Annotated in this window: 9 protein-coding genes; all 9 read right to left on the bottom strand. The window is 45.9% G+C overall.

Features of this window, described 5'->3' with window-relative positions; genetic code table 11:
- Nucleotides 1-14: 14 nt before the first annotated feature.
- Complete coding sequence (nadE, locus tag ACKPBX_RS10080; protein ID WP_086629423.1) at nt 15-848, bottom strand: NAD(+) synthase; 834 nt, start codon at nt 846-848, stop codon at nt 15-17.
- A 29-nt stretch (nt 849-877) separates the two neighbouring features.
- On the bottom strand, nt 878-2,362 hold the full coding sequence (locus ACKPBX_RS10075) for a nicotinate phosphoribosyltransferase (protein WP_140186899.1): 1,485 nt from the start codon (nt 2,360-2,362) through the stop codon (nt 878-880).
- 521 nt (nt 2,363-2,883) lie between these two features.
- The gene (locus ACKPBX_RS10070; protein ID WP_119093850.1) at nt 2,884-4,278 is read right to left on the bottom strand and encodes a sugar transferase; all 1,395 of its coding nucleotides are present in this window, start codon (nt 4,276-4,278) and stop codon (nt 2,884-2,886) included.
- 243 nt (nt 4,279-4,521) lie between these two features.
- The gene (locus ACKPBX_RS10065; RefSeq protein WP_086629429.1) at nt 4,522-5,781 is read right to left on the bottom strand and encodes an argininosuccinate synthase; all 1,260 of its coding nucleotides are present in this window, start codon (nt 5,779-5,781) and stop codon (nt 4,522-4,524) included.
- A gap of 241 nt (nt 5,782-6,022) precedes the next feature.
- Nucleotides 6,023-7,924, bottom strand: a complete 1,902-nt coding sequence (locus ACKPBX_RS10060; RefSeq protein ID WP_119093848.1) for a PTS fructose transporter subunit IIABC — start codon at nt 7,922-7,924, stop codon at nt 6,023-6,025.
- Nucleotides 7,925-7,942: 18 nt separating this feature from the next.
- Nucleotides 7,943-8,857 (bottom strand): 1-phosphofructokinase, encoded by a 915-nt coding sequence (gene pfkB, locus ACKPBX_RS10055; protein ID WP_272161579.1) that lies wholly within the window; start codon nt 8,855-8,857, stop codon nt 7,943-7,945.
- The gene (locus ACKPBX_RS10050) at nt 8,857-9,606 is read right to left on the bottom strand and encodes a DeoR/GlpR family DNA-binding transcription regulator (RefSeq protein ID WP_272161578.1); all 750 of its coding nucleotides are present in this window, start codon (nt 9,604-9,606) and stop codon (nt 8,857-8,859) included. Before ACKPBX_RS10050 ends, pfkB begins: the two co-directional genes overlap by 1 nt.
- 258 nt (nt 9,607-9,864) lie before the next feature.
- Nucleotides 9,865-11,193: an MATE family efflux transporter gene (locus ACKPBX_RS10045; RefSeq protein ID WP_319995274.1), complete on the bottom strand. Its 1,329-nt coding sequence runs from the start codon at nt 11,191-11,193 to the stop codon at nt 9,865-9,867.
- 8 nt (nt 11,194-11,201) lie between these two features.
- On the bottom strand, nt 11,202-11,483 hold the full coding sequence (locus ACKPBX_RS10040) for a metal-sensitive transcriptional regulator (RefSeq protein ID WP_086629439.1): 282 nt from the start codon (nt 11,481-11,483) through the stop codon (nt 11,202-11,204).
- Nucleotides 11,484-11,686: the final 203 nt, after the last annotated feature.

The following is an 11,686-nucleotide window of genomic DNA, read 5'->3' as shown; positions in this document are numbered from 1 at the left end:
GCTATCTGAACAGATTAAGCTTCTTTCCAAAAACTGTCATAGACCGTGATGGGCAAGTGACGTTTATGCTCGGTCTTCGTGTACCAGCCTTCAATGACTTCAGCGTCCTTGTCCGGTATCTCCTTGCCTTCCAGATAAGCATCGATCATCTCGTAAGTCACGCCCAAAGCCACCTCATCAGGCAAAGCAGGACGATTTTCTTCCAAGTCCGCTGTCGGTACTTTTTCATAAAGCTCTGCCGGTGCGCCCAATTCTTTCAGCAACTGACGGCCTTGACGTTTGTTCAAGCGCCAAATCGGCAATAGGTCGGCTGCGCCATCCCCGAATTTTGTGAAGAACCCGGTCACGGATTCTGCCGCATGGTCAGTCCCCAAAACGGCTCCGCTGCTGTCTCCCGCTATCGCGAACTGAACGATCATACGTTGACGTGCTTTAATGTTTCCTTTGTTGAAGTCGGTGATGGTAAGTCCGGCTTCTTCAAGTGCATCGAGTGCGGCGTCAGCCATTTCTTTGATATTGACGACCAATTTTTGGTCAGGCGAAATGAAAGCTAGTGCAGCCTGGGCATCGTGCTCATCGAATTGAATGCCGTACGGAAGGCGGACAGCGATGAATTGGTAACTGTCGTCGCCTGTCTCATCGCGCATTTCCTGGATCGCCAACTGGGCTAACCGCCCCGTCAAAGTTGAGTCTTGTCCTCCGCTGATTCCTAAAACGAATGCCTTCAAAAATGGGTGTGCCGCCAAATAATCTTTCATGAAATCGATGCTGATGCGGATTTCCTCTTTTGGATCGATTTCCGGTTTCACTCTTAATGCAGCAATAATTTCTTTTTGTAATGGACGCATCGCTGTTCCCCCTTGATTGATCTGATTGGTTATTTAGTGCTTTCCAATAATGATGCTTCTTCTTTTATTTGCTTTTTGATTTCCTTGATTGTAGCCATCTTATGATCGTATGTCTTCTGGGACAAGTCGACAGGATAGTCTTCCGGATTCAGGATACGTTTGTATTCATCCCATAAGCCGCTCATCTGCGCTTCCGAGAATGCTTTTACTTCTTGGAGCGACGGCAATTCATATACAAGTTTACCTTCTACGATGATATCCTGCAGAATAGGGCGCGCCTCAAAGTCGGTGATGGTTTTGTTGATGTAAGTGAAGACCGGATGGAACATATACAGTTCTGACTCTTGATCGGGTTGTTCTTCCCAAAGCGCAATGTAGTCTCCTTCCGACTTACCGTCGCGCTTGCGGGTGATCCGCCATACTTGTTTCTTGCCTGGTGTGGAGACTTTTTCGGCATTGCTGGAGATTTTCATCGTATCCACCATTTGGCCGTTCTCATCCGCGATCGAGACTAACTTATAGACCGCTCCAAGCGCAGGTTGGTCATAAGCGGTGATCAGTTTGGTGCCGACACCCCAGACATCTATTTTTGCGCCTTGCATCTTCAGGTTCAAGATTGTCAGTTCATCCAGGTCGTTCGATGCGTAGATTTTTGCATCGGTAAAGCCTGCCTCGTCCAATTGTTGGCGGACTTTTTTTGAAATGTAGGCCATGTCTCCGCTGTCTAGGCGCACGCCGAGAAAATTGATCTTATCGCCCATTTCCTTCGCCACTTTGATGGCATTTGGCACGCCTGATTTCAACGTATCGTAGGTATCCACAAGGAAGACACAATCCTTGTGGGAATGCGCATAAGCCATGAAGGCATCATAATCATTGCGGTAGACTTGCACCATCGAATGGGCATGGGTACCCGAAGCTGGGATGCCGAACAGTTTAGCAGCACGGACATTGCTCGTTGCATTGAAGCCGGCGATATAGGCTGCGCGGGTTCCCCAGATGGCGGCGTCCATTTCCTGCGCTCTTCTGGAACCGAATTCCATCAGCGGCTCATCATCACAGACGTAGCGCAAACGTGCAGCTTTTGTCGCAATCAGCGTTTGGAAATTTACGACATTCAATAAGGCCGTTTCGATCAATTGGCACTCCGCCAACGGACCTTCCACCTGGACGATCGGTTCATTCGCGAAGACGAGATCCCCCTCCAGAGCGGAACGGATCGTGCCCGAGAAACGGAAATTTTTCAGATAATCCAAAAAACCTTCCTCATAGCCGACATGCTCACGCAAATAAGCGATGTCCGTATCCGTAAAGCGCAAATTCTGAATGTAGGATACGAAGCGTTCAAGCCCCGCATAAACTGCATAGCCATTATTGAAAGGATACTTCCGGAAGTACAGTTCAAAAATTGCATGTTTTTCGGTAATGCCTTCATCCCAATAAGTCTTCATCATGTTAATTTGGTACAAATCAGTATGCAAAGCTAAACTATCATCGTTATAATCAAAACTCATCCAACTCACTCATTTCATCTTTGATCGTACGCCTCCGCATTCTGTCACGGTACCGCAGAAGGAAGTGCTCTATTTACCTATTGTAACGCAATTCCCCATACATTTCCGCTTTTTTGTCCAAAATCCATCAGATTGATTATAGTGATTAGCCAGCATTCCCGCAAATACAACCGGCATTTCTGTGTAAACAAAAAACCATCCTGGCGGGCGGAAAAACGCCCGGTGGATGGTTTTATTGCGGTATTGAAACTTCGCTGTCCCAAATAATGGCTAGCGGTCCAAGCCTGCCTCTCGGAAAAGGGATTAAGGAACCCCTTGTCTCTACGAGCCAAGGATACTGTTCGACTAACCTGCTGACGCAGGAAGTCTCTCAGCATATTGCGCTCTACGATGCTCAGTTGCATGGGAGTCTTAGGGATTCATCCCTTAGACTCCCAGTACAAGGTGACCGTAGGGAACGTTGCGTAGCACGATTTCCTAAATTTCTTTCGAGGCAAAACAGGCTTGTCCCGCTTTTCTTTTTAATAAATAACTTTGATGCCGCGTTCTTCAATCTCTTGCTCGGACAGGATTGCCCGTTCGCTTTCATCCACTCCGCGGGATGATACTTTATCGAACAAGATTTTGACGGTCTGCAGCATGATTTTCAGATCCAGTATCAAGGAATACTTCTTGATGTAGATCAGATCGAAGTTCAGCTTGCTGTTGAAGTCGGAAGCGTACTTCCCGTACACTTGCGCATATCCGGTAATCCCGGCACGGACGTTGTGGCGCAGGTAATAATGCGGGTTCAGTTCCTTGAATTGATCAACGAAGAAAGGACGTTCCGGCCGGGGACCGACCAAGGACATATCGCCCAGCAATACGTTGAACAACTGCGGCAGTTCATCGATGCGCAGGGAGCGCAGATATTTGCCGACTGTCGTTACGCGCACATCATTGCTTGTAGCCAAAACTGGGCCTGAATCTTTCTCGGCGGTCACACCCATGCTGCGGAACTTCAGGATTTCGAATTCCTTGCCGTCTCTGGTGATGCGTGTCTGCTTGTAGAATACGGGACCTTCAGAACTTTTCTTCACCAAGATAGCCGTAACGGCCATGATCGGCGAAGTGATGACGATACCGATGAGCGCAACCGTGATATCGATGATCCGTTTCATAAGGCCATCTTCTGCCGAGATACGGAACGGGGAAACTTCGATGATGCTTTCATCCTCGATGTTCATCATATTCGGATTGACCATGATCAGATTCTCGAAACTCGTATTCAGGAACATCTTCTTCTCTTTGCTCGTCAACAGATCGTATATCTTCAGTTTTTCGGATTCTTCGATTTGGCTCGCTAAGTAGACGATATCAATCTCTTCCAAATGCCGCAGGACATTTTCGTAATAATCCGACAGGACGACATGCGTCACCATATGGCGGATGCTTTTTGTATTCGTGAAGTTGTCGACTGCCGCAAATACTTCCTTTTCCATCCCGACAATCATGACCCGTTTACTGCCGCTCACGCGTTGGTACATTTTGAACACCATTACGCGGAACAGGAACAACAGGATCGTTCCCACAAAAAAGTTGATCAGAATGACCGATCGCGGGAATGCCAACCAACGTCCGGCAAAAGTCAGCGCCATGATGATCAACGAAAGGACGAATTGCCCGATGACCGTAATGAACAAGAAGTCACTGATCGATTTGTTGTAAAAGATATACGTACCGAACAAGATATTGACGATGATGAAAATCACAGAGACATAGGCAATGCTGCCCTGAAAGGCATCGAAGTTTATCAATGGTATATTTCTTCCGAATTTAAAATAAAAAGATAGCAGCAATGATCCGATGAACAACAGCACATCAATGATGCCTATGATAATTTTACGGGCTTTGTTCCATTCACCTGTTTGATTCACGCTTAATCTCCTCCTCCTTGAACTAGCTTAATATGAATGCATTCATTTTATCATAGTTTATTCTTTTGCGATATCAAAGTTTGGCAAGGCAAGATCTCGCGATTTAAGGTCCGGGCTATGTTTACACACTATAATAAAGGGGTTATTAGCCAACAACTAAAAAAAACGTCCTCATCAGGCTCTATTGCCTGATGAGGACGATCCGGAGCGGACTAGCTGTCAACAGACACTAATACCGGTTGTTTATTTCAATAAATCTTCCAATTCTTCATGTGTCGCTTGATCTTCAGCTTGCTCTTTCATGACGCGGATGGATGTAGGCAATCCGAACAGACGGATAAATCCGGCTGCATCAGTATGGTTGTATACATCATCGCTCTCGAAAGTGGCAAAGCTTTCGCTGTACAATGATTTCGCGCTGACTACGCCAGCATCGGTGATGTTGCCTTTATAAAGTTTCATCTTCACGAAACCTTCGACATTCTGTTGTGTTTCGTCAACAAATGCAGCTAATGCTTTGCGCAATGGTGTATACCACAATCCGTTGTATACAAGCTCCGCATACTTGTTGGCAAGCAATTGTTTGTATTGGAAAGTATCTTTGTCCAGGCAAAGCTGTTCCAATTTGTCGTGGGCATGATACAGCACAGTTCCAGCAGGCGTTTCATAAACGCCTCTTGATTTCATGCCGACTAAGCGGTTCTCTACGATATCGATGATGCCGACGCCGTTCGCGCCCGCGATCACGTTCAATTTTTCGATCAGGGCGATGCCTTCCATTGCTTCCCCGTTCAAGCTTACCGGTATGCCTTTTTTGAATTCCAGCGTGACATATGTCGCTTCGTCCGGAGCTTTCTCAGGCGTTACGCACATCTCCAGAATTTTGTCGTAATCCGGCTCATTGGCTGTCATTTCCAGATCAAGGCCCTCATGCGATAAATGCCACAAGTTTTTATCTTTTGAGTAGTTTGTTTCCAACGTAATCGGAAGCGGCACGTTATGTGCAGCAGCATACGCAAATTCATCTTCTCTGGAAGTCAGTTCCCATTCTCTCCAAGGGGCGATGATCGTGATGTTCGGATCGAATTCTCGGATGCCGACTTCAAAACGGACTTGGTCGTTCCCTTTCCCTGTTGCTCCGTGAACGATCGCATCAGCATTTTCCAAGTGCGCAATCTCTACCATTCTTTTGGCAATGATTGGGCGGGCGAAAGAGGTCCCCAATAAATATTGTCCTTCGTACTTAGCGCCTGCTTGCAATGTCGGCCAAATGAATTCTTCAACGAATTCCTTCTTCAAGTCTGCAACATACAACTTCGATGCGCCACAGTTGATTGCTTTTTCTTCCAATCGGCTGTAGTCATCACCTTGTCCTACGTCTCCTACTACGGCGATTACTTCACAGTTGTTGTAGTTTTCTTTTAACCAAGGGATGATGACTGACGTATCCAATCCACCTGAGTAAGCCAAAACCACTTTTTTGATTGATTCCTTTGCTGCCATGCTTTTACCTCCTTATACAGATTTCAATATCCGTTGCTTTTATGCATGAACTGATATCTACATTTTCGTTTATTTAACAATATGCATTATAGCATATCTGCCATGAAAATCATCCCATTTTTTTACATTATTCTCATTTATCTGTCATACCGTTTTCATTTGTACGCCTTGTGTTCGGAACAACAAAAAAGAGAGAACAGAAAGGAGGTTCCCAGTCTGTTCTCTCAATGAATGATTTAATTTATTTTGCGACTTGTTGTGTTTTATCTTGTTTCCAAAAACCTAACATCAATGCTGAAACGGCTGTACCGATCAACAAAGCCAGCAAGAACATCAACGGACGGTTAGCCAATGTGATTACGAACAAGCCACCATGTGGTGCAGGGATTGAAACTGCCCATAGCTGTGTCAAACCACCAGCAATCGCTGAACCAACGATGGATGAACCGATTACGCGCATCGGATCTGCCGCAGCGAATGGAATCGCACCTTCAGTGATGAAGGATAGGCCCAACAGGATGTTGGAAAGTCCGGATTTTTGTTCGATATCCGTAAATTTGTTTTTGAAAATCAATGTTGCGATACCGATTGCCAATGGAGGAATCATACCACCAGCCATTACAGCTGCCATCAAGCTGCCATCGCCAGTATCCGTGAAGATACCGATTGAGAAGGCATAAGCTGCTTTATTGAATGGACCACCCATATCGATTGCCATCATGCCGCCAAGAACAGCACCCAACAGCACTGCATTACCAGTACCCAAGTTTTCCAGGAAGGTGATCATAGCTGTATTGATTGTGGAGAAGACAGGACCTACCAAGAAATACATCAACAAGCCAGTGATCAATAGACCGAACACAGGGTACAAGAGAATTGTCTTCATGCCATCCAAGGTACGAGGCAATCCTTTAAAGGCTTTCTTCAGATAAACCATGATGTAACCGGCCAAGAAACCAGCAATCAACCCGCCCAAGAATCCGGCATTTGCTTGCACAGCCAAGTAACCGCCCGCCATACCTGGGAGTAACCCCGGACGATCTGCGATACTCATTGCGATGTAACCGGCCAAAATTGGAATCAGGAAGCTGAATGCTGCTCCACCAATTGCCATGAAGGAAATGAACAACGGGCTATCCGCACCGAATGACGTTTCGAACAGGAAGGAAATCGCAATCAGGATACCACCACCAACAACAAACGGCAACATGTGTGAAATACCGTTCATCAAGTCTTTGTAGACTCTTCCGATGATGGATTGCTTTTCGTCGCTTTCGCTGGCCGAGAAGATATCGCCTTCAACATTCAGTATTGGCGCTTCTTTACGCATTGCTTTTGTGATCAATTCTTCGGCTTTGTTGATGCCGTCGCTTACCGGTCTTTGAAGAACGTGTTTGCCGTTGAAGCGCGCCATTTCAACTTTTTTGTCAGCTGCTATGATGACACCATCAGCACGGCGGATTTCGTCGGCTGTCAAGGCGTTCTTGACGCCATCCGATCCGTTCGTTTCAACGCGGATATCGACGCCCATTTTTTCAGCCATCAATTTCAGTGAATCTTCAGCCATATACGTGTGTGCAATCCCTGTAGGACATGCCGTTACTGCAATGACGAAAGGTCTCTTCGTTTCGGTTGCTGCTACTGGAGCTGCCTTCGCTGCTGCTTCAGCTTGCTCTTTGGCTTCGCGTGCAGCTTCTGCTGCCGCAAATAACCCTTGCACTTCTTCTGGAGTCTTAGCTTTTTTCAATGATGCAGTGAAATCAGGATTGATGAGTAAACGGGATAATGACGCCAAAACTTCCAAATGAACATTATTTGCGCCTTCCGGAGCCGCGATCATGAAGAACAGATGTGCTGGTTGACCATCCAATGATGCATAGTCCACACCGGCTGCACTTTTTGCAAAAACGACAGCGGGTTTGATGACCGCTTTGTTTTTGGCATGCGGCATTGCGATGCCATCGCCCAAACCAGTGGACGTTTGTGATTCGCGCTTCATGATGCCCTCTTTGTAAACTGCAGCATCATTGATGATGCCATTAGCGGAAAGGCCTGAAATCATTTCATCGATGACGCCCTCTTTGGTTGTTCCTTGCAAATCCATAATCATCAATTCTTTTAGTAAGATATCATTGATTTTCATATTAATAAGTTCTCCTCCCTATAGCTGACTGATAGTGACTTGTTTGACTAGAGCATCAATTTCTTCGCGTTTGGCTAAATCGTCGGCAAAAGCGGTCGCGCTTCCGCAAGCGATACTGACTTTGAATGCTTCCAACGGGTCGTGCGTCTTCATGTATGTCCCGACAAATCCGGCGATCATTGAATCTCCGGAACCGACTGAATTTTTAAGAACCCCTTTCGGTACCGTTCCATGGTAAACACCTTCCGGAGTGAAAAGGATTGCTCCTTTAGCGGCCATCGAGATGATCGCGTATTGCGCTCCAGCTTCAAGCAGCTTCTTCCCGTAAGGCAGGATATCCTCATCCGTTTCGAAAGTAGTATCGAACAATTCCGCCAATTCGTGGTGGTTCGGTTTTACCAATAAAGGATGGTAAGGCAACGCATTTTTTAATTCTTCCCCGGTCGTATCGATCAGGAACGGTACGCCTTTTTCCGTCAGTCTGTGGATGATGGTCTGATAATAATCTTCCGGCAGACTTGTCGGTTTGCTTCCAGCCAAGACTACGATGTCGTTTTCCGGATCAAGCGCATCGAATTGTTTCAGGAATTCTTCGGCGACTGCAGGCTCGATATTCGGGCCCGGGCCGTTCATTTCCGTCTCCATCCCTGACTTGATTTTGACATTGATGCGGGTCGCTTCATCCACATGCGTAAAGTGTGTTTTGCTGTTTTCTGCTTCCAACCAGTCTTCGATGTATTTTCCGGTGAACCCTCCAAGGAAACCTAAAGCGGTGTTTTCCACTTCCAGTTCATTCAGGATGCGGGAAACGTTGATGCCTTTGCCACCCGGCAGTTTGAAATCCTGTTGGATACGATTCACTTCACCCAACTCGATAGCGGGCAAATGGACGATGTAATCGATGGATGGATTTAATGTTACTGTATATATCATTATTCAGCCTCCCAAATAGTTGTACTGTCTTTCAGGTTACGTTTGATTTCCGACGGGACATTGTAGCTGATGATGCCGCAATCCTCAATGTCGCAGACCTTCACAAAACTGACTTGTTTGAACTTCGAAGCATCCGCTACGACATAGCTTTGTGCTGCATTTTCAATGGCTATCCGCTTGATGGCCGCTTCTTCGGTATCCGGCGTCGTGAAGCCATATTGATTGTCGATGCCGTTGATGCCAAGAAAAGCTTTGCTGAAACGGTAATTCCTCATTTGCATTTGGCTGACTGGTCCGATGACTGCTTTTGTCTCCATCTTGATTTTGCCGCCGATAAGGATCGTCTCGATTTGCATATCCGATAATAAACTGGCATGTGGGACGCCATTTGTGACGACGAGGATGCTCTTGCCTTTCAGGAAGGGAATCATTTCGTAGGTAGTCGATCCGGCATCCAAAAAGATGATGTCTTGATCGCTCACCAGTTGAGCTGCTTTTTCAGCAATCCGTTGTTTATCCTGAACGTTTTTGGACGTTTTATCTTCCATCCTGTCTTCAGCGGAAACACTATAGTTTCTCTTTGCTCCGCCATGGACACGAATCAGGAAACCAGCCTCTTCAAGAGTGCTTAAATCCCGTCTGATAGTGGATTCAGAACTTCCCGTCTGATCGACAAGGTCCTGCAGTTTTACGATATTGTCTTTGGCTAAAGTGTCTAGAATGATTTTATGCCGTTCTTCTGTAAGCACTTTCTATCACCTCTCGAACAAAAATATACCACCTACACGGGAATAAAGCAATCATTTTCCTTCAAAAACATTAACTTTCATTCAAAACCATCCAGAAGGGGATGTTCTGAAATTTTCGCTATAAGTTTTCATTATTAAATTGCATGATTATACGTTCATTTCGCTAAAAAAATAAATGCAGCCCTCATTTCCGGTAAAAATGAGGGCTGCATTTGATTTTCTGTGGATGATTTTGACGACTTCAATGGTTACTTTTGATTATTCAGTGGATGCCCTGCTGCGGTCGGATATGTTTTTCCTGAATCTATAGGCCAAAAACAGCGAGCGTACGTAAAGATCAATCCCAATCGAAATCCAAACGCCGGCAATTCCCCAACCCAACACTCTTCCCAAAAGGATCACACCGATTATGCGCAAACACCACATCCCAAAAGCTGTACTGTACAATGGCGATTTTGTATCGCCCATACCTTGCAGGGAGCCTGTCGTGATTAGGCTGATCGCAAGTCCTGGTTGGTTGAATGCATCTATTCTCAGTGCTGTCACGATTTGATCGATTGCCTCAGCGTCCGAGGTGAACAGTTCGGCAAAATAAGGAGAACCCACAAACAGAATGATCCCCAAGAAACTCATGATGAGTACGCCAAATGCTGCCGATAGGATGGCGACACGTTTTGCCTCCTTGAAATCCAATGCACCTGTACTGTTCCCGACGAGAGTGGTGGCAGCAGTGGCCAACCCGTACGCCGGCATATACACAAAGCTTTCGATATTTCCCGCGATAGAATGCGCCGCAAAAGTTTTTGCGCCGATTGCAACGATCAATCCAAAATAGACTACTTGCCCCACCCGCATGACCAACCTTTCAAGCGCTGCTGGAATTGAAAGCCTCACTAATGGCGCATAATCACTTTTTACAAAAATGGATTTCAGCTCGAATGAAACAGGGGATTTCTTTATCTGTTTGTACAACAGCAGGCATCCCAACATCCTTGCAACCGTTGTGCCTATCGCAGTCCCGACAACGCCAAGCGCCGGAATCGGGCCGATACCAAAAATCAGAATGTAGTCCAACCCCACATTCAAAACGTTTACGATTACACTGACCTGCATGGGGGACTTTGTATTTCCGGCTGCCCGCAGAATGCTTCCAAAAATGGTCATGACCGCCAAAAAGACTGAATTGCCACCCACAATGTAGAAAAATGCAGTGGAATAAGCCATCACTTGATCATCTGCACCCATCAGACCCAAAAGTGGTTTTCCAAAAGCGAGCGTCAGTAACCCAAACAGCAAACCGATGATCACTGTGGAAAATGTTGACTGTTCTGCAATTCGGACAGCACCTTCCCTATCCTTCGCCCCTAGTTTTTGGGCTATCAGGGAAGACGTTCCGACCCCTAATGCTATGAATATCGCCAAATACACATTCAGGATCGTATTGGCAACGCCTACTGCCGTAACGGCCATAAGCCCGATTTTGGCTATCAGCAGCGTATCAACGAAGCCTACCAGCGTCTGCAGCAGGTTTTCGATAGTTGCAGGAATTGCCAAATTCAGAATTTTCTTTCCAGTGCTTTCTTCCATATTATCACCTAATTCATTTTATTGTACTGCGAAATCACTTTTTGCAGTTTCTTCATTTCTTCATCCAAGTCAGCACCTTCACTGACATGCATCAGAGCATGCTCTGTTTGGGCCTCCAAAAGGATATGACTGATTTTCTGGATGGCTGATCGAGTCGAATTCAATTGGATGATGACATCAGCATATTCTTTTTCTTCGAGGATCATTTTTTTGATTCCCGCTACTTGTCCTTCGATCCGATTCAAACGTTTAACGAGACTATCCGTTCTGTGTTCCTGTGAATGAGACATAAAATTGCACCTCTTGTTTATATAGGATATGCCCCCATAGGGCATGTAAAATTATATAAAAAAATTCATCAGGAGTCAACACCACTTCGGCAGCAGTTGGATTTGAAAAAAAATCAAACAAAAAAGGACCGGATAACCATTTCTGGCCATTCGGTCCTTTTGTTTGTGGAGCTTAGTGCTTCCATATCCTTTATAGAACGGTT

This window comes from Trichococcus shcherbakoviae, from assembly GCF_963666195.1.
GTDB classification, from domain to species: Bacteria; Bacillota; Bacilli; order Lactobacillales; family Aerococcaceae; genus Trichococcus; species Trichococcus shcherbakoviae.
This window is presented reverse-complemented; position numbering and strand designations above follow the sequence as displayed.

Bases quoted from the DNA above. Each gene is read 5' to 3' on its own strand.
- nadE (WP_086629423.1), bottom strand. From the start codon at position 848: ATGCGTCCATTACAAAAAGAAATTATTGCTGCATTAAGAGTGAAACCG.
- ACKPBX_RS10075 (WP_140186899.1), bottom strand. From the start codon at position 2,362: ATGAGTTTTGATTATAACGATGATAGTTTAGCTTTGCATACTGATTTG.
- ACKPBX_RS10065 (WP_086629429.1), bottom strand. From the start codon at position 5,781: ATGGCAGCAAAGGAATCAATCAAAAAAGTGGTTTTGGCTTACTCAGGT.
- ACKPBX_RS10060 (WP_119093848.1), bottom strand. From the start codon at position 7,924: ATGAAAATCAATGATATCTTACTAAAAGAATTGATGATTATGGATTTG.
- pfkB (WP_272161579.1), bottom strand. From the start codon at position 8,857: ATGATATATACAGTAACATTAAATCCATCCATCGATTACATCGTCCAT.
- ACKPBX_RS10045 (WP_319995274.1), bottom strand. From the start codon at position 11,193: ATGGAAGAAAGCACTGGAAAGAAAATTCTGAATTTGGCAATTCCTGCA.
- ACKPBX_RS10040 (WP_086629439.1), bottom strand. From the start codon at position 11,483: ATGTCTCATTCACAGGAACACAGAACGGATAGTCTCGTTAAACGTTTG.